This is a genomic window from Azospirillum mesophilum, from assembly GCF_053470405.2.
Genome location: NZ_JBPXMQ020000055.1, coordinates 1 through 16,562, shown reverse-complemented (window position 1 = coordinate 16,562; position 16,562 = coordinate 1). Strand labels below are relative to the sequence as shown.

Annotated in this window: 20 protein-coding genes; 11 read left to right on the top strand and 9 right to left on the bottom strand. The window is 68.3% G+C overall.

What is annotated here, in order from left to right:
- Entirely contained in the window at positions 1–507 is a 507-nt protein-coding gene (locus ACSVC7_RS29385; protein WP_448208115.1) for a GNAT family N-acetyltransferase, read from the bottom strand.
- Positions 508–602: 95 nt separating this feature from the next.
- Between ACSVC7_RS29385 and ruvX the strand changes: the two genes are divergently transcribed.
- Positions 603–1,136, top strand: coding sequence for a Holliday junction resolvase RuvX (gene ruvX, locus ACSVC7_RS29380; protein WP_448208114.1), 534 nt, complete (start codon positions 603–605; stop codon positions 1,134–1,136).
- 84 nt (positions 1,137–1,220) lie between these two features.
- Here ruvX and ACSVC7_RS29375 read toward each other — a convergent pair whose 3' ends face one another.
- From ACSVC7_RS29375 to ACSVC7_RS29360, 4 genes are all read right to left on the bottom strand, one after another.
- Positions 1,221–2,054, bottom strand: a complete 834-nt coding sequence (locus tag ACSVC7_RS29375; RefSeq protein ID WP_448208113.1) for an FTR1 family iron permease — start codon at positions 2,052–2,054, stop codon at positions 1,221–1,223.
- 94 nt (positions 2,055–2,148) lie between these two features.
- Entirely contained in the window at positions 2,149–2,484 is a 336-nt protein-coding gene (locus ACSVC7_RS29370; RefSeq protein ID WP_448208112.1) for a cupredoxin domain-containing protein, read from the bottom strand.
- A gap of 142 nt (positions 2,485–2,626) precedes the next feature.
- Complete coding sequence (locus ACSVC7_RS29365; protein WP_448208111.1) at positions 2,627–3,055, bottom strand: GFA family protein; 429 nt, start codon at positions 3,053–3,055, stop codon at positions 2,627–2,629.
- 4 nt (positions 3,056–3,059) lie between these two features.
- On the bottom strand, positions 3,060–3,281 hold the full coding sequence (locus ACSVC7_RS29360; RefSeq protein ID WP_448208110.1) for a DUF1127 domain-containing protein: 222 nt from the start codon (positions 3,279–3,281) through the stop codon (positions 3,060–3,062).
- 157 nt (positions 3,282–3,438) lie between these two features.
- Between ACSVC7_RS29360 and ACSVC7_RS29355 the strand changes: the two genes are divergently transcribed.
- The 7 genes from ACSVC7_RS29355 to ACSVC7_RS29325 all read left to right on the top strand — a co-directional run bounded on the left by ACSVC7_RS29355 (position 3,439) and on the right by ACSVC7_RS29325 (position 9,750).
- Complete coding sequence (locus tag ACSVC7_RS29355; protein WP_448208109.1) at positions 3,439–4,371, top strand: transcriptional regulator GcvA; 933 nt, start codon at positions 3,439–3,441, stop codon at positions 4,369–4,371.
- A 25-nt stretch (positions 4,372–4,396) separates the two neighbouring features.
- Positions 4,397–5,359 carry an aspartate carbamoyltransferase catalytic subunit gene (locus tag ACSVC7_RS29350; protein ID WP_448208108.1) on the top strand — a complete coding sequence of 321 codons (963 nt, stop codon included), beginning with the start codon at positions 4,397–4,399 and terminating at the stop codon, positions 5,357–5,359.
- A complete protein-coding gene (gene pyrC / locus ACSVC7_RS29345) occupies positions 5,352–6,659 on the top strand; it encodes a dihydroorotase (RefSeq protein ID WP_448208107.1) in 1,308 nt (435 codons plus the stop codon). Before ACSVC7_RS29350 ends, pyrC begins: the two co-directional genes overlap by 8 nt.
- Before the next feature lie 4 nt (positions 6,660–6,663).
- Positions 6,664–7,260, top strand: coding sequence for a glycerol-3-phosphate 1-O-acyltransferase PlsY (gene plsY, locus ACSVC7_RS29340; RefSeq protein ID WP_448208106.1), 597 nt, complete (start codon positions 6,664–6,666; stop codon positions 7,258–7,260).
- 31 nt (positions 7,261–7,291) lie between these two features.
- Positions 7,292–7,618, top strand: a complete 327-nt coding sequence (locus ACSVC7_RS29335) for a hypothetical protein (protein ID WP_448208105.1) — start codon at positions 7,292–7,294, stop codon at positions 7,616–7,618.
- A 66-nt stretch (positions 7,619–7,684) separates the two neighbouring features.
- Positions 7,685–8,380, top strand: a complete 696-nt coding sequence (locus ACSVC7_RS29330) for a response regulator (protein WP_448208104.1) — start codon at positions 7,685–7,687, stop codon at positions 8,378–8,380.
- A complete protein-coding gene (locus tag ACSVC7_RS29325) occupies positions 8,377–9,750 on the top strand; it encodes an ATP-binding protein (protein WP_448208103.1) in 1,374 nt (457 codons plus the stop codon). The genes ACSVC7_RS29330 and ACSVC7_RS29325 overlap by 4 nt, the downstream gene beginning before the upstream one ends.
- A 579-nt stretch (positions 9,751–10,329) precedes the next feature.
- Here the strand turns inward: ACSVC7_RS29325 and ACSVC7_RS29320 are convergent.
- The 4 genes from ACSVC7_RS29320 to ACSVC7_RS29305 all read right to left on the bottom strand — a co-directional run bounded on the left by ACSVC7_RS29320 (position 10,330) and on the right by ACSVC7_RS29305 (position 13,685).
- On the bottom strand, positions 10,330–10,665 hold the full coding sequence (locus ACSVC7_RS29320) for a tRNA-binding protein (protein WP_448208102.1): 336 nt from the start codon (positions 10,663–10,665) through the stop codon (positions 10,330–10,332).
- 115 nt (positions 10,666–10,780) lie between these two features.
- Complete coding sequence (locus ACSVC7_RS29315; RefSeq protein ID WP_448208101.1) at positions 10,781–11,218, bottom strand: phasin family protein; 438 nt, start codon at positions 11,216–11,218, stop codon at positions 10,781–10,783.
- Positions 11,219–11,353: 135 nt separating this feature from the next.
- Complete coding sequence (locus ACSVC7_RS29310; protein WP_448208100.1) at positions 11,354–12,037, bottom strand: TetR family transcriptional regulator; 684 nt, start codon at positions 12,035–12,037, stop codon at positions 11,354–11,356.
- 25 nt (positions 12,038–12,062) lie between these two features.
- A complete protein-coding gene (locus ACSVC7_RS29305; protein ID WP_448208099.1) occupies positions 12,063–13,685 on the bottom strand; it encodes a hypothetical protein in 1,623 nt (540 codons plus the stop codon).
- 153 nt (positions 13,686–13,838) lie between these two features.
- Between ACSVC7_RS29305 and hflX the strand changes: the two genes are divergently transcribed.
- The 3 genes from hflX to ACSVC7_RS29290 are packed head-to-tail and all read left to right on the top strand — an operon-like array spanning position 13,839 to position 16,446.
- Entirely contained in the window at positions 13,839–15,212 is a 1,374-nt protein-coding gene (gene hflX / locus ACSVC7_RS29300) for a GTPase HflX (RefSeq protein WP_448208098.1), read from the top strand.
- A gap of 44 nt (positions 15,213–15,256) precedes the next feature.
- Positions 15,257–16,069, top strand: coding sequence for an FRG domain-containing protein (locus ACSVC7_RS29295; RefSeq protein WP_448208097.1), 813 nt, complete (start codon positions 15,257–15,259; stop codon positions 16,067–16,069).
- Between the two features lie 14 nt (positions 16,070–16,083).
- The gene (locus tag ACSVC7_RS29290) at positions 16,084–16,446 is read left to right on the top strand and encodes a DUF2934 domain-containing protein (protein ID WP_448208096.1); all 363 of its coding nucleotides are present in this window, start codon (positions 16,084–16,086) and stop codon (positions 16,444–16,446) included.
- Positions 16,447–16,562 lie beyond the last annotated feature (116 nt).

Sequence of the window (16,562 nt, the reverse complement as noted above, 5' to 3'; positions counted from 1 at the left end):
TCAGGCCGCGTCCGCGCGGCGTTGCTCCCAAACGTCGCGGCCGATGCGCAAGGTGAACAGCGCGACGCGCTCGCCCCAGGGCGTCGTCCGCTCTTCGATGGCGACGGGAACGAAACCGAGCTTCGTGTACAGGAGCAGCCCCGGCGTGTTGGTGCTGAAGCAGCGCAGGACCAGTTCCGGCAGCCCGTAATGGGCGAAGGCACGGTCCATCATGACGCCCAACAAATGCTGCGCGACTCCCGTGCCGCGCGCCGACGGCGCCACGCTGACGTTGCCGACGCTGGCGCTCCGCCCCTCGTCGAAGGTCGCGAAATTGGCGTAGCCCACCACCTCTCCGTCGCGCAGGACCACTGTCGGCTCGCGGCGGGTGGACAGCGACTCCGCCACCTGCGCCGGCGTCAGCGGCCAGGATGCCCGCGGGAAGAGGAAATACAGCTCCTGCGCGTCGCGCGGGAAGGTGCAGATCCGCGGAATGTCGGCGTCGGCCAGGGGGCGATGGGTGAACATGGGTGCGCTCCAGGAATCGTTCGATAGAATAAGTATCTTTTGAGACAACTCAAGCGGTCTTGCCGTCGCACCCCGCGGCTTCTATGGTTCGTTGCATGATTCACACGCTTCCCGAACTTGCCGCCCGCCTGGGCAAGGGCCAACGCCTCCTGGGCCTGGACGTCGGCACCAAGACCATCGGCATGGCCGTGGCCGACCCGAACCTCGTCGTCGCCTCGCCCATCGGCACGCTGCGCCGGACCAAGTTCGCGCAGGACGCGCGGGAACTGGCCAAGGTGATCCGCGACTATTCCATCGGCGGGCTGGTCATCGGCCTGCCGCTGAACATGGACGGGTCGGAGGGGCCGCGCGCCGAATCCACGCGCGCCTTCGCCAACAACCTGATGGAGCGGGCGGACCTGCTGGGCTGGGACGCGGAGATCGCCTTCTGGGACGAGCGCCTGTCCACCTCCGCCGTGGAGCGTTTCATGATCGGCGAGGCCGACATGACCCGCAAGCGGCGGGACGAGGTCGTGGACAAGATGGCCGCCGCCTACATCCTCCAGGGCGCGCTCGACGCGCTGGCGCACCGCCGCCGGATGGAGGAGGAGCAGGCGGACTCCGATCAGGATGACGCGGATGACCTCTGACCATCGATCATAAAAGCGAAAGGCCGGCGACCATTCCCTGGTCGCCGGCCTTTTCGTTCAAGCTTTTTCGCTCAAGAAGCCCGATCAGCGCGCCGTCGCCACGGGGCGGCCGCCCGCCAGCCCCCGCGTCACGCGGGTCAGCAGCGTGATGACGGCGACGACCCCGAGATAGACGGCCAATTGCAGTTCCGTCGGCCGGTCGGTGTAGCCAACCAGGACATGCAGCGTGCGGCCGAGCAGGCTGGTCTCGTCCAGGAGGGCGGAGCTGTCCCACAGGATGGTCCCACCCATCTCCACCACCCCGGCCTGGGCCAGGAAGGCGACGGCCTGCGCGGCCATGCCGGCGGCCAGCAGGGTGATCAGCCACGTCGTCACGCCGAACAGGTGGCGCGTCGGGATTTGCAACAGGCCGGCGTAGAGCAGACCGGCCACCACCGCCCCCAGCGCCATGCCGCCCAGCCCGCCGAGCGCGACGGTGGTGATGCCGCCGTCCTCCGACGCCAGGATGCCGGTCAGGAACAGCACCACCTCCGAGCCCTCGCGCAGCACGGCCAGCCCGATGACCAGCGCCAGCGCCCCGAGCGACCGTTCGCCCGACGACACGTCGCGGCCCACCGCCGCCATCTCCCGCGCCAGTTCCTTGCCGTGCTGGGCCATCCAGACATTGTGCCAGCCGAGCATCAGCACGGCGGTGGTCAGCACGGCCGCGTTGAACATCTCCTGCCCGCTGTCGGCGAACTGGGCGCTGATCACGTCGGCGAAGCCGGCCACGAGGCAGGACCCGGCGATGCCGCCGAAGATGCCGAGGGCGATCCAGCGCGCCCGCCCCACCACGCCCTGCGTGGCGGCGAGCACGATGCCGATGATGAGGCCGGCTTCGAGCACTTCGCGGAAAACAATGATCAGGCTGGCGAGCATGGGCTGTTCCTTGGACCGGGAGCCCCGTCGGAAACCGTGGGGGCCGTGGGCTTGGGACACCGCCGGCCGCCTCGGCCGACGGCCGGACGCGGCGTTACTTGGCGGTCAGAACCCCTTTGGCGGTCTTCTCATGGAACTCGCCGAAGAAATCATACTGGCCGGGCTTCAGCGGGCCGACGGTGATGCGCGCCTGCTTGTTCGGGCCGATGATCTTCTCGATCTTCATCGACTTGCTCTCGAACTCTTCGGAGCTGGGGTCCTGGTTGTCGACCACCAGCGTGACCTTCTGGTTCGCCGGAACCGTCACTTCGGACGGCTGGAAGACATGGTCCTTGATGATGATGGTGACGTCGCCATCGGCGGCCGAGGCCGGAACGGACGAGAGGGCGAACAGAAGGCCGGCGACGAACGGGACGGCAAGGCGACGCATCGTGGGGGAACCTCGCTGAGGAGAGTGCGACTGCTTCTGCAAATCATTCGCACCATCCTCCGCAAAGGTCAATACCCATACTGCGTTTCCGGAAAAAGGCCCTTGTTGCGAAGGGTTATCAATCGACCTCACGCAATCCGCCTCACGGCGGCTCCGGCGCCGAATCCGGGAAGCGCTCCAGCGCATCGTCGATCTCATAGTAATCCGCCTTGCTCGCGACATGGATGTGCCGCAGCGTGGCGAGGCCGGTTGGCTGGTCCAGGCTTCCGGCAGCGATGTCCACCAGCGGGTTGCCATCCCCTTTCCAGAACAGGGAGGAACCGCAGCGCGAACAGAAGCCACGCTCGGCCTTCGCCGAAGACCGGTACCAGGTCAGGGTGGGGTCCGTGTCGAAGAAGACGGTGTCACGCGGCACCGTGATGTAGGCGCCGAAATGCCCATGGAACAGGCGGCATTGGCTGCAATGGCAGTTCACCACGCCCAGAGGCCGCTCGGTTGCCAGAAAGCGAACGCTTCCGCACAAGCACCCGCCAGTCAAAGCCCGCTGTGCCGTCGCTGCCACGTCGGTCATGCAATTACCCCTTCCAGAACGGCTTGTCGGCCTCGCTCTCCGCGTCGGCGCGCGACAGGCCGATGTCGTGCAGCAGGTGGTCGGGCATAGCCTCCAGCGCGCGGCGCTGGCGCTGGCGCTCCACCCAGGTCGCCACCATGTCGAACAGGGTGACCACCGCGCGGCCGATAACGCCCGACGAGTCTGTGGAAGCGCGGGACAGGGTCGTGTTCGTGCTCAGCGCCATGATCGTTCTCCTCATTCGAATTCGTTCAGGTTCGAAGCGTTCCCATCGGTGTCCAAACCGTGATCCGTGAAGGGAGGATGATCCACCCGCTTCTTGCGCACAAACGACGCTTTCTCATATTTTGGATTAGGAAAACTAATCCGAAGAAGATCGCGCCATGTCCCGCCGTCTGCCCCCGCTGAACGCGCTGCGCGCCTTCGAATGCGCCGCCCGCCACCTGTCCTTCACCAAGGCGGCGGAGGAGCTGCATGTCACGCAGGCGGCCATCAGCCACCAGATCAAGGGGCTGGAGGAATGGCTGGGCATGCCGCTGTTCCGCCGGCTGAACCGCGCCCTGATCCTGACGGAGGCCGGGCAAACCTATCTGCCGCCGGTGCGCGATGCGCTGGACACGCTGTCCCAGGCGACGGAGCGGCTGTTCCGCAAGGACGCCTCCGGAGCCCTGACCATCTCCACCATGCCCAGCTTCGCGGCGAAGTGGCTGGTGATGAGGCTCGGCCGCTTCCAGGCCCGCCATCCGGAGCTGGAGGTGCGGCTGCACACCACGCCGCAGATCGTGGATTTCATGCAGCAGGACGTGGACATCGCGATCCGCTTCGGCTCCGGCCGCTGGCCCGACCTGCGGTGCGAGCGGCTGCTGACCGAGGACATATTCCCCGTCTGCAGCCCTGCCCTGCTGACGGGCGACCGCCCGCTCGCCGCGCCGGAGGACCTGCGCCACCACACGCTGCTGCACGACGACTATTTCATCACCTGGGGCACCTGGGCGGAGGCCGCCGGCCTGACCGGCGTGGACGTGACGCGCGGCCCCCGGTTCAACGATTCGGCGCTGATTCTCCAGGCCGCCATGGAGGGGGCGGGAATCGCGCTCGCCCGCGGCGTGCTGGTGGCGGACGACGTGGCGGCCGGGCGGCTGGTGCGGCTGTTCAACGTCCATCTGCCGGGCGACTACGCATACTATGTGGTGGCCCCGCCGCACTACTTTTCCCGGCCCAAGGTGAAGGCCTTCCGCGACTGGCTGTTCGAGGAGGCCGAGCCCGCCGGAAAAGACGGGGTACCAAATCCCAGCGAGGGGCGCTTGCGGGCGTAACACGCCGCTCCTATAGTCCCGGCCCATGACCGGATCGCCCCACACCAGCACGATCTTCCCGCACCGCCACCTCCTTGGCATCGAGGGGCTGACGGCTGGAGAGATCACCACCATCCTCGATTTGGCCGACGGCTATGTCGAGCAGAACCGCAAGCCCACGAAGAAGTCCCTGCTCCTCGACGGGCGGACCATCGTGAACCTCTTCTTCGAGAATTCCACCCGCACCCGCACCAGCTTCGAGCTGGCCGGCAAGCGGCTGGGCGCCGACGTGATCAACATGTCGTCGGACGGCAGCTCGGTGAAGAAGGGCGAGACGCTGATCGACACGGCGATGACGCTGAACGCCATGCATCTGGACGCGCTCGTCGTCCGCCACGCCGATTCGGGCGCGGTGAAGCTGCTGGCCGACAAGGTCAACTGCTCGGTCATCAACGCCGGCGACGGCCACCACGAGCATCCGACGCAGGGCCTGCTGGACGCGCTGGCGATCCGCCGCCGCCTGGGCCGGCTGGAAGGGCTGATCGTGGCGATCTGCGGCGACATCCTGCACAGCCGCGTCGCGCGGTCCAACATCCACCTGCTGAACGCCATGGGCGCCCGCGTCCGCGTCGTCGCCCCGCCGACCCTGATCCCCTCGCAGATCGAACGCCTCGGGGTCGAGGTCCACCATTCCATGGCGACCGGCCTGAAGGACGCCGACGTGGTGATGATGCTGCGCCTGCAGACGGAGCGGATGAGCGGCCAGTACATCCCCTCCACCCGCGAGTATTTCTATTTCTACGGCCTGGACTACGAGAAGCTGTCGGTCGCCAAGCCGCACGCGGTGGTCATGCACCCCGGCCCGATGAACCGCGGCGTGGAGATCGATTCGGAGGTCGCCGACGACCTCAAGCGCTCCATGATCCTGGACCAGGTCGAACTGGGCGTGGCCGTGCGCATGGCCGTGCTGGACCTTCTGACCCGCGATCGCCGGGGGGACAATGTCTAATTCCAACGCCGTCCGCGTCGCCTACCGCAACGCCCGCCTGCTCGACCCCGCCACCGGCCTCGACACCCAGGGCTCGCTGCTGACCGAGGGCGGCAGGATCGCCGACTTCGGCCCGTCGCTGTTCAACGACGGCGTGCCGGAGGGCATCGAGGTCGTGGACCTGCGGGGGCAGTGCCTCGCCCCCGGCCTCGTGGACATGCGCGTCCTGATCGGCGAGCCCGGCGAGGAGGAAAAGGACACCATCAAGAGCGCGTCCCGCGCCGCGGCGGCCGGCGGCATCACCGCCATGGCGCTGCTGCCCAACACCGACCCGGTGACGGACGAGGTGGCGAGCCTGGAGTTCATCGCGCGGCGCGCCCGCGAGGTGAAGCTGGTCAAGGTCTTCGCCTACGCCGCCGCCACGCGCGGCACGGACGGCAACGAGATCACCGAGATGGGCCTGCTGGCCCGCGCCGGGGCCGTGGCCTTCACCGACGGCACCAAGGCGATCGCCAGCGCCAAGGCGATGCGCCGCGCGCTCAGCTACGCCAAGACCTTCGACAAGCTGATCGTGCAGCACCCGGAGGAGCCGAGCCTCGCCAGCGGCGGCATGATGAATTCGGGCGAGCGCGCGACGCGCCTCGGCCTCGTCGGCATCCCGCGGGAGGCCGAGATCATCATGATCGAGCGCGACCTGCGCCTGCTCGAACTCTCCGGCGGCCGGCTGCACTTCGCCCACATCAGCACGGGCGAGTCGGTCGACCTGATCCGCCGCGCGAAGGAACGCGGGCTGAAGGTGACCTGCGACACCGCCCCGCATTATTTCGCCCTGACCGAGACCGACGTCGGCGACTACCGCACCTTCGCCAAGGTCTCCCCGCCGCTGCGCGGCGAGATGGACCGGCGCGCCATCGTGGCGGGTCTGGCCGACGGCACCATCGACGCCATCGCGTCGGACCACGTCCCGCAAGACCAGGACCAGAAGCGCCTGCCCTTCGCCCAGGCCGCCTTCGGCGTGATCGGGCTGGAGACGCTTTTCCCGCTGACGCTGGAGCTGGTGCACAAGGGCGCCATGCCGCTGCTGAAGGCGCTGGCCTGCGTCACGGTGAAGCCCGCGGAGATCCTGGGCCTGCCGCTCGGCCGCATCGCCAAGGGGGCTCCCGCCGACCTCGTCGCCTTCGACCTGGAGGTGCCGTGGCAGGTGGACGTGGACAAATTCAAGTCCAAGTCCAAGAACAGCCCCTTCGAGAACCGCCCCGTCCAGGGCCGGCCGCTGCGCACCATCGTGGACGGCCGCAGCGTCTGGCAGTTCGAGGGCTGATCCGGTGGAATTGGTTATTTCCGCCCTGCTGGGCTACCTGCTGGGCTCGATCCCCTTCGGGCTGGTGCTGACGCGGCTGGCCGGTCTGGGCGACATCCGCAAGATCGGCTCCGGCAACATCGGCGCCACCAACGTGCTGCGCACCGGCAACAAGCCGCTGGCCGCCGCCACGCTGATCCTGGACAGCGGCAAGGGCGCCATCGCCGCGCTGATCGCGCTCGCCTGGGCCGGCCCGGAGGCTGCGGCCCTGGCCGGCGGCGGCGCCATGCTCGGCCACACCTTCCCGGTGTGGCTGGGCTTCAAGGGCGGCAAGGGTGTGGCGACGGCGCTTGGCGTGCTGCTGGCCGTGTCCTGGCCGGTCGGCGTTATCGCCTGCGCGACGTGGCTGGCGGTGGCCTTCCTGTTCAAGATCTCGTCTCTGTCCGCCCTGACCGCGCTTGCCATCAGCCCGCTCACCGGCTGGTACTTCGGCGGGCCGCTGGTGGCCGGGCTGTGCCTGTTCATCGCCGCGCTGGTCTATCTGCGCCACGCTGCGAACATCCGGCGCCTGCTGAAGGGCGAGGAGCCGAAGATCAGCTTTTCGAAGAAGAAGACGGCGTAAGAACGGCACTCAACGACCTTCGGGGTACATCATGGCGGGAAAGCTTGGTCTTGGTGGTTTGTGCGCGGCGCTGGTGATCCTCCTGTCGGCCCCGTCGCTCTGGGCGCAGTCCCCTCCTCCGCCCCCGCCTCCCCCGTCCCACCAGGGTCATGGCCACCCGCCGCCTCCCCAGGCCTACGCCGACTGCCGGGGCAAGAAGGCCGGGGACACGGTGCAGCACACCACCCCGCAAGGAAAGGTCCCAGCCACCTGCGAGGACTCGCCGGAGGGACTGGTCGCCCGCCCGCACAACCCGCCCCCGCAGGCTTCATCACCCCCACCGCCCCCGCCGGGCGTGCAGCCGGCACCGCGCTCCTGACGGCGGAACCCGTTCTCCACATCGCTGTCGTTGGTGCGGCGCCCGTGGTCGCGCTATAGTCGGGTCATGACGGAAGACCAGCCCCACATCCTGGTCGTCGACGACGACACCCGACTGCGCGAACTGCTGCGCAAATATCTCGCCGGCAACGGCTTCCTGGTGAGCACGGCCAAGGACGCCGCCGACGCGCGGGCGAAGCTGGCCGGGCTCGCCTTCGACCTGCTGGTGCTGGACATCATGATGCCCGGCGAAAGCGGGCTGGAGTTGACCGAGTCCCTGCGGCGCGAGCGCGACCTGCCCATCCTGCTGCTGACCGCGCGGGACGAGCCGGACGACCGCATCGCCGGGCTGGAGGCCGGGGCCGACGACTATCTCGCCAAGCCCTTCAACCCGCGCGAACTGCTGCTGCGCATCAACTCCATCCTGCGCCGCCAAGCCAGCCGCCCACCGGAGCCGGCCCCGCCGCAGCCCGTGAAGCTCGGCCCCATGATCTACCTGCCCGACCGCGACGAGTTGAGATCGGGCGAGGAGGTGATCCGCCTGACCACGGCGGAGGCCAGCCTGCTGCGCATCCTCGCCGCATCGCCCGGCACGACCTTCAGCCGCGAGGAACTGACGGAGCGCAGCAAGGTCGCCGGCAACGCCCGCACCATCGACGTGCAGGTCACCCGCCTGCGCCGCAAGATCGAACCCGACCCGCGCGAGCCCCGCTATCTGCACACCGTGCGCGGCGAGGGCTACGTGCTCAGGCCCGATCCATGAGCACGGAAACCGCCGGCGGCACCGCCGCTCGCCCGCTGCGCCGCCGCCGCGGTGAGCGGACAGGCGTGCTGAAGCGCTTCCTGCCGCGCACCCTGTTCGGGCGGTCGCTGCTGATCATCGTCACGCCGGTCATCCTGGCCCAAGCGGTGGCGACCTGGATCTTCTACGACCGGCACTGGGACACGATGACCAACCGGTTGGCCTTCGCGGTGGCCGGCGACATCGCCATGGTCATCGGCATGCTGGAGCGCGACCCGACCCCGGACGGGCGGAACTGGACGCTCACCACCACCGCGCGCAGCACCGACCTGATCGTGACGCTGGAACCCGGCAACACCCTGCCGGACCAGCGGCCGAAACTGCACGGCATGCTGGAGCACACGTTGGGCAAGGCGCTGGATGAGCGCGTGCACCGGCCCTTCACCATCAACACCCGCGTCGCGCACGAATGGTACGAGATCCGCGTGCAGATGCCGGACGGCGTGCTGTCGGTGATGTCGCCGGAACGCCGCCTGTTCAGCCCGACCAGCTACATCTTCATCCTGTGGATGATCGGCTCGGCCCTGGTGCTGTTCACCGTCGCCATCATCTTCATGCGCAACCAGATTCGCCCGATCAAGCGCCTAGCCGCGGCAGCGGACGCGCTGGGCAAGGGCCGCGACGTGCGCAACTTCAAGCCGGAGGGCGCCACCGAGGTTCGGCAGGCCGCCTCCGCCTTCCTCCAGATGCGCGAGCGCATCCAGCGCCAGATCACCCAGCGGACGGAGATGCTGGCCGGCGTCAGCCACGACCTGCGCACGCCGCTGACGCGGATGAAGCTGGCGCTGGACATGCTCGGCGACGGGCCGGAGGTCGAGGAGCTGATGACCGACGTCGCCGAGATGGAGATGATGATCGAAGGCTATCTGGCCTTCGCGCGCGGCGAAGGGGCGGAGGCCGTGCAGCCCACCGATTTGACCCGCATCCTGAACGAAGCCGTCGCCGGCGCCCGACGCGAGGGGGCGGAGGTGTCGCTGGAGGTCGAATCCGGCATGACCCTGCCCCTGCGCCCGAATGCGACCCGCCGTTGCCTCGCCAACCTGCTGTCCAACGCGCGGCGCCACGCCGCCCGCATCTGGGTGACGGCGGAGCGGACCGACAGCGTGATCGACATCGTCATCGACGACGACGGGCCGGGTATCCCGAAGGGCGCGCGCGAGGACGTGTTCAAGCCCTTCTTCCGTCTGGACAGCTCCCGCAACCGCGAGACGGGCGGCGCCGGCCTGGGCCTGACCATCGCCCGCGACGTGGTGCGAAGCCACGGCGGCGACATCACGCTGGGCGACAGCCCGCAAGGTGGCCTGCGCGTGCTGATCCGCCTGCCCCTGTGAGCGCGACGATCACCCGGCACCTGTACTTCTTCTTCCCCATTCCCTCCAAGGCGTTCGCCTGCCTTGGCCTGAGCGGAGCTATCCTACGGTCCTGGCACATGTTGGCCCAGCGATGCCATCAAACCGTGACCGAACAGCCATGCGCAACCCTTATCGCCCACCGGCCATGCAAGGGACGTTCATCGGCTTGTGCGCGCGGGCTTGTCTGTCCGTCGTCGTTCTGCCGCTCTGTGGCTGCGCTGCCGGGTTGGTCGCCGACATCGTTTCCATTGGGACATCCGGCAAGTCTGTCACCGATCATGTCCTGGGTGCGGTCACGGGGCAGGATTGCAGTCTTCTCCGATCCATTTTCAGCGCGAAAGGCACCGTTTGCAGGGTGCGCGAGACTGAGACGACCACACGCGATTTGAAGGAACTCCCCGGCCCTGCCACATCGCTCGGGGCGTCCGGCGCCGATTCTTCCCCGGTCGCTGGCCGAAGCGACGATCCTGATAATTTCTTTGGCCCGGATCCAGACCGTACCCCCGGAGGGCCGTCGGGGAGCATTCCCTATTGAGACCGAAGCCGTGCGGAAGGGCGCTAGTACAGCCGGCCACCAATGGGAACGGCCTCTCCGGGGCCGATCAGCACCACCTCGCCCTCGGCGTCGGGCAGGCCGAGGCACAGGACCTCGCTGGTGAAGGGGCCGATCTTCTTGGGCGGGAAGTTCACCACGGCCAGAACCTGCCGACCGACCAGTTCGTCCACCGTGTAATGCCGCGTGATCTGGGCGGAGCTGCGCTTCGTTCCGATCTCCGGGCCGAAATCGACCGTCAGCTTGTAAGCTGGCTTGCGCGCTTCGGGAAAGGGCTCCGCCGCCACGACGGTACCGACGCGGATGTCCACCTTCAGGAAATCGTCGTAGGAAAGCGTCACGCTGGTCCCCTGCCCTTCTGTTTTCGATGAGGGCAAGGCTAGCACCCATGCCGGAAACGCGAAAGGGCCGCCCGGCGGGGCGGCCCTTTGCGGAAAACATCCGCGAAAGCGGTGCTTACTTGCGGGCCTTCGCCAGGGCGGTCTTGACCTCGTCCAGGCTCTCCGACACGCGCTTGGACAGAACCTCGGCGGCCTCGGTGTTGGACTTGGCGACCAGCTCCGACAGCTCCTTCATGTTGGCCAGGGCCTTTTCGAAGGCGATCTTGACCAGCTCGGCCTGCTTGGAGGCCTTCTCTTCCGGGGTGCCGGCGGCGACGACCTGGTTCACGTAGTTGCTGGCCTCTTCGACCGAAGAGCGCAGCAGTTCGGCCTGGCGGCGCACCACGGCCTGGAAGCCTTCCATCGCCAGCTGGTTGGCGGCGGTCAGGGCCTCGATGTTCTTGCGCTGGCTGGCCAGCATGGCCTCGACATCGACGCCGGGGACCTTGAAATCGCCCAGCACCTTGGAGACATCGAATTCGAGGAACGGGTTACCGGACGACTGCTTGGCCATGATCTTCACCCCCGACGAAAGGTTATGCCCGGATGCTGCGGCGCAACATACCTGAGGCGCGACTATGCAGAGTGCCAAAAAGATAGTCAACGCGTTTGTGCGTCGCACCAAGCGTTACGCCGGGCGCCTTGTTCTTCAACCGATGGACGCGCCGCTCGGTTCCTGACGGGGTGCTTCCTCCGGGCGGCGGCGCAGCGTTCCGGCCCAGCGTTCCCCCCGGCGGAGTTCCGCATCCAGGGCCGCCATGGTGCGGGCAAGGTCGGCGGTGTCGTCGTCGAGGAACACGCGCATGACGCGTGCCTGCACGGCACCGAGTCCGGCGGTCATCACGGCCCCGCCCAGCCGGTCCGCCTCCACCCCGGCGGCGCGCAGCATCCAGGCCATGGACCGGCCGAACTGCCGGGAAAAGGCCAGCGCGGTCAGCGGCTCCGCCCGCAGATCGCGCATGACGGAGCGCAGCCCCTCGCGGTAGGGAAGCAGCGCGTCATAACGACGCATCATCACGTCGAACAGCCGGTCGCGGGCGGACTCCTCCGGATCCAAGGGCGCCTCGTCGGCCAGGACGGCCCCTTCAAGGACGGCCATATCGGCGATGCGGGAGACCGCCCCCAGCACGTCGGCGCGGTCGGGAAAGCGGCGGTAGAAGTCGCCCAGCGGCACGCCCGCCGCCCGCGCCACCTCCAGAAGCCCCGTGCGGCGCCAGCCCTTCTCCGCCGCCAGCCGCATGGCCGCAGCGGCCACCCGTCGGTTAAGGTCATCGAGGGTGGAGTCGGTGTCCCTGTTCTTATCCGTGTCCGTGGCGGTGTCGTTGATCGACATGGAATCCCTCGTCGGTGACCAACGATTATGTGGGAGGTCCCTTGCAGAACGGAAACGGCTCGACGTGCTTCATGTAGGTCGGAATCCAATAGCATTGCCCGGCCGGGTTCGGCAGGCGGCGCCCTTCGACCACCGGCCACACATGCGCGACGACGACGACCAGCGCCACCATGCCGTAGATCCAGCGGCGCGGCTTGTCCTGCTCCATCAGGTTCGGCAGGCGCACCAGCACCCAGGCGGCGGCCAGGGCCACCAGCGGGTCGGTGTAGGCGGCGTAGGCGCGCTGGAATCCGCGCAGGGAGAACAGCGTCTCCAGCCCCCAGGCGACCAGAAGAAGCAGCCCCGCCTGCGCCGCCGCCAGCCGCTCGCCCCGCCGCCACAGCACGACCGCACCGGCGATGACGAACCACTCCACGACGACCGTCTGCGGGACGTTGTCGGGGTGCAGCACAATGGTGCGAATCGCCAGCGTCCTCCACAGCCCCTTCGCCAGCAGCAGGAACAGGCTGTCGGACAGGATCTGCTCCTGCCCCTCCAGCGCCGCCGAGTGCTTCCAGGAGGAGAAGACGAACATGTGCTCGATCAGGTTCGAGACGGCGATGACGTTCTGCTCGTGCGGCCGGATTTCCAGCGCGAGCACCCCGAGCGCAAGGCCGGTCGCCACCGCCCCCATGGCCGTCAGCAAAAAGGCCGGTCGCACCCGCCACACCGCCGCATAGACCGCCATGCTCAGGAAGGCCCAGCCGGCGATGACGCCTTGATAGACGCCGGACAACCCGCCGCCGACCGTGTGGTAGGGGTAGAGCGACTGTCCGGAACTGGCGATGCCGTGCCGGATCAGCGCCACGGCGGGGACCGCCGCCACGGCCGCAACGAGAAGAAGAAGTGCGGCGGCGAGCCAGGACCCGGCCTCTCCCGCGAAGCGCCGCCCGAAAACCAGCGCGATCACCGGGATGCCCATCGCCAGGAAGATCGCCTGGATTTTGGTGACCACCGCCAGCGATGCGAGGAAGCCGCCCAGCCCCAGCAGAACCACAGGCCGCCAGCCCGGCGCCGTGCGCACCGCCACCAGCACGAGGAGCAGCGCCGTGACGACGAAGGATGCCGACAGCAGGTCGGTGCGCATCTGCCGCGCCTGGGTGGTCACCCCGATGCCGAAGGCCAGCACGACCGCGCCGAGCAGGGCGATGCGGCGGTCCCCGACCAGCCCGCGCAGCAGCGTGGCGTAGACCAGCACGAAACCGGCGGTGATGGCGATGGACAGCGCCCGCCCCGCCTCCACCAAATTCTGCCACGCCGCGTCATAGGCGGCGGTGTCGGCGGCGGTGTCGGCGGCGGGCGGCAGGCCCGTCAGGGTGATGACCGGCATCAGCCCCAGCGCGTGCAGCATCCGGTACCAGCCGGCGATCACCAGGAAATAGGTGTAGCCGGGATGGTCGAAATACTCCTGCGGCAGACCCTGGTTGAAGAGCAGCCCATGGTAGGCCAGCACGAGGTCCTGGTCGGCGTGCGCCCAATAGGGCAGCCGGAACCCCACCGCCAGGGACGAAACCACCATCACCGCCGCCAGCCCGGCGCACAGCGCCCACCAGGGCCATCTCTCGATGGCTGGACGGGTCAGGGTGGCGGTGCGTTCGATGGAGGTCATGGGCGTGCTTTTCAAAGACTCGGGCCAGGGAATCGCGATGCCCACGCTATGTGCACGAATCCGGGCGGTTTGGGAACCGTGCCTGTGCCCGGCTGTTGGATGCAATGCACAACCCTGGGCACAACCCTGGATCGAAGGAGCTAAGCCGAACCAATGCCCGATCCCGCCGACCGCCCCCCGCTCCGCACCCCCGATCCCTCATCGCAAGGCCAGGATGGCGACGGCGCCGCGACCGCCACGGGGCGCGCGCTGGTGATCCTGCCCCTTCTGCCGGCCGGGCAGCCGGCCACGGCCCGACAGCCGGACGCCCGCCTCGCCGAAGCCATCGGTCTTGCCGAGGCCATCCGGCTTGAGGTGCCCCACGCGGAGGCGGTCAAGGTGCTGCGGCCGGACCCGGCGACCCTGTTCGGGCGCGGCACGGCGGAGCGCATCGGCGGCATGGTCGAGGCGTTCCACACCGACCTCGTCATCATCGACCACGCCCTGACTCCGGTGCAGCAGCGCAACCTGGAACGGACCTGCATGGCGAAGGTGATCGACCGCACCGGCCTGATCCTGGAGATCTTCGGGGAGCGCGCCCACACCCGCGAAGGCCAGTTGCAGGTGGAACTGGCGGCGCTGACCTACCAGCGGTCCCGTCTGGTGCGGTCCTGGACGCACCTGGGCCGGCAGCGCGGCGGCTTCGGCTTCCTGGGCGGCCCCGGCGAAAGCCAGCTGGAGTTGGACCGGCGCCTGATCGCCGAGCGCATCACCCGCCTGAAGCGGGAGCTGGAGGAGGTCCGCCGCACCCGCAAGCTGCACCGCGAGGCACGCCAGCGCGGCGAGACTCCGCTGGTCGCCCTGGTCGGCTACACAAACGCCGGCAAGTCCACCCTGTTCAACCGCCTGTCGGGGGCCACGGTGACGGCCGAGGACATGCTGTTCGCAACGCTGGATCCGACGGTGCGGCAGGTGCATCTCCCCTCCGGACGGACGGTCGCGCTGTCGGATACGGTGGGCTTCGTCTCCGACCTGCCGACGCAGCTGGTCGCCGCCTTCCGCGCCACGCTGGAGGAGGTGCAGGCCGCCGACCTGATCCTGCATGTCCGCGACGTCTCCCACCCCGACAGCGAGGCGCAGAAGGAGGATGTCGAGCGCGTGCTGTCCGAACTGGGCATCGACGCGGCCAACGACCCGCGCGTCGTCGAGGTGCTGAACAAGACCGACCAGATGCCCGCCACCGCGCGCGGCGCCCTGTCCATGCGTCTCGCCAATCAGCGGATGATGGAGGGGGACGAGCGCGCCGTCGCCCTGTCGGCCCTGACCGGCGCGGGGCTGGACGAGCTGCTGGGGCTGCTGGACCGGCGGCTGTCGTCCGGGCGGCTCGTGGTCGAACTCGACGTGGACCTCGCCGATGGCCGCGCGCTTGCCTGGCTGTACGAGCACGGGCAGGTGCTGGACCGCCACGACGAGGATGGGTACGCCCACCTGCGCGTGGCGCTCGACCCCGCCGATGTGGCGCGCTTCGAAAGCCAGTTTGCCGGCTGAGTTCGCCGGCTGAGTTCGCCGGAAGGGGATAATTGGGAACGCCCATGCGCGAGGTGCGGATCGCGACTCTGCTCGACTACATCGAGTTCATCTCCGGTCAGTCGGAGCACATGGTCAGCTACCGCGGCGCCAAGGACCCGGTGGAGGACATGAAGCCGACCGTGGTGCGCAGCTGGCAGCGCAACCGCGCCATCCGCGGCGACACCGGGCGCGGCGAGGATCCGCCCCTGAAGCTGTGGGAGTATGAGGAGCGGCTGATCGAGAATTTCCAGCGGCAGTCGCTCCCCTTCCTGGAAACGCCGCCCGGCTGCCACCTGAACTGGCTGGCGGTGGCGCAGCACCACCAGCTTCCGACCCGGCTGCTCGACTGGACGCGCAACCCCCTGATCGCGCTCTATTTCGCGACCAACAACCGGGGCGGCTACACCCGCCCGGAGCAGTGGGTGGACGTGTTCGTCTTCCAATGGGAAGTGGCCGACCGGCTGGACAGCCACCGCTATATGCTGCCGCTGGACAGGCTGCCGCAGATGAAGCCGCGCGGAAACGGGCTGATCGCTTCCGAGGACGGGAGATCGCCGGGCGGCGACGGCGTCCACCTGTTCAGCCCACCCAACCTGTCCTCCCGCATCGCGTCCCAGGAAGGGCTGTTCAGCTTCGAGGAGCAGTTGTCGGAAACCGCCTTCCCCGACTTGGCGGAGACGCTGGGGCTTCGGCTAACGCGCATCACCGTGCCCGGTCCCGCCCGTTTGGACATCTTGAAACACTTGAACCGCTTGGGCGTTGAGACGGGGAAGCTGTTCCCCGACCTGCCGGGGTTGTGCGCTCATCAGAAATGGGTCGCGGAATGGCTGTGGTGAGGAGGCCATTCCCCATGAGCGACAGAAACGACCGCGACAGAAACGACCGAATCCAGCGCCGCGCCCACGAAATCTGGGAGCGGGAAGGCAAGCCCCAGGGCCGGCACGACGACCACTGGTCCCAGGCCGAAGCCGAAATCCGCGCCGAGGAGGACGCGGCCGGGGCCAAACCCAAAAAGACGGCAGCCAAGGAAAAGGCTCCGGCCAAGAGCGGGACCAAGACGACGACCCGCAAGGCGGCGGAAAACCTGTCCGCCGTCGCGGCGGGCCGCGCCGAGCAGACCGGCACCACCAAGACCGGAGGCCAGATCTCCCGCGGCGGCGCGTCCCGCGGCCGATCCGCGAAAGCCAGCCGCAAGGACGCCTCGTCGGACTGAAAAGCGTGCTGAACTTAGAGTCCGTTTGACAACCTGTTCAGTGGCAGACACGCCGGAGTAGCAGGCTTGCCATGGCGAGTTGTATCATGCCGCTGGAGACGTCGATCCGGGCTTCA

Coding starts and splice junctions, on each gene's coding strand:
- ACSVC7_RS29385 (WP_448208115.1), bottom strand. CDS start 507: ATGTTCACCCATCGCCCCCTGGCCGACGCCGACATTCCGCGGATCTGC.
- ruvX (WP_448208114.1), top strand. CDS start 603: ATGATTCACACGCTTCCCGAACTTGCCGCCCGCCTGGGCAAGGGCCAA.
- ACSVC7_RS29375 (WP_448208113.1), bottom strand. CDS start 2,054: ATGCTCGCCAGCCTGATCATTGTTTTCCGCGAAGTGCTCGAAGCCGGC.
- ACSVC7_RS29370 (WP_448208112.1), bottom strand. CDS start 2,484: ATGCGTCGCCTTGCCGTCCCGTTCGTCGCCGGCCTTCTGTTCGCCCTC.
- ACSVC7_RS29365 (WP_448208111.1), bottom strand. CDS start 3,055: ATGACCGACGTGGCAGCGACGGCACAGCGGGCTTTGACTGGCGGGTGC.
- ACSVC7_RS29360 (WP_448208110.1), bottom strand. CDS start 3,281: ATGGCGCTGAGCACGAACACGACCCTGTCCCGCGCTTCCACAGACTCG.
- ACSVC7_RS29355 (WP_448208109.1), top strand. CDS start 3,439: ATGTCCCGCCGTCTGCCCCCGCTGAACGCGCTGCGCGCCTTCGAATGC.
- ACSVC7_RS29350 (WP_448208108.1), top strand. CDS start 4,397: ATGACCGGATCGCCCCACACCAGCACGATCTTCCCGCACCGCCACCTC.
- pyrC (WP_448208107.1), top strand. CDS start 5,352: ATGTCTAATTCCAACGCCGTCCGCGTCGCCTACCGCAACGCCCGCCTG.
- ACSVC7_RS29335 (WP_448208105.1), top strand. CDS start 7,292: ATGGCGGGAAAGCTTGGTCTTGGTGGTTTGTGCGCGGCGCTGGTGATC.
- ACSVC7_RS29330 (WP_448208104.1), top strand. CDS start 7,685: ATGACGGAAGACCAGCCCCACATCCTGGTCGTCGACGACGACACCCGA.
- ACSVC7_RS29325 (WP_448208103.1), top strand. CDS start 8,377: ATGAGCACGGAAACCGCCGGCGGCACCGCCGCTCGCCCGCTGCGCCGC.
- ACSVC7_RS29315 (WP_448208101.1), bottom strand. CDS start 11,218: ATGGCCAAGCAGTCGTCCGGTAACCCGTTCCTCGAATTCGATGTCTCC.
- ACSVC7_RS29310 (WP_448208100.1), bottom strand. CDS start 12,037: ATGTCGATCAACGACACCGCCACGGACACGGATAAGAACAGGGACACC.
- ACSVC7_RS29305 (WP_448208099.1), bottom strand. CDS start 13,685: ATGACCTCCATCGAACGCACCGCCACCCTGACCCGTCCAGCCATCGAG.
- hflX (WP_448208098.1), top strand. CDS start 13,839: ATGCCCGATCCCGCCGACCGCCCCCCGCTCCGCACCCCCGATCCCTCA.
- ACSVC7_RS29295 (WP_448208097.1), top strand. CDS start 15,257: ATGCGCGAGGTGCGGATCGCGACTCTGCTCGACTACATCGAGTTCATC.
- ACSVC7_RS29290 (WP_448208096.1), top strand. CDS start 16,084: ATGAGCGACAGAAACGACCGCGACAGAAACGACCGAATCCAGCGCCGC.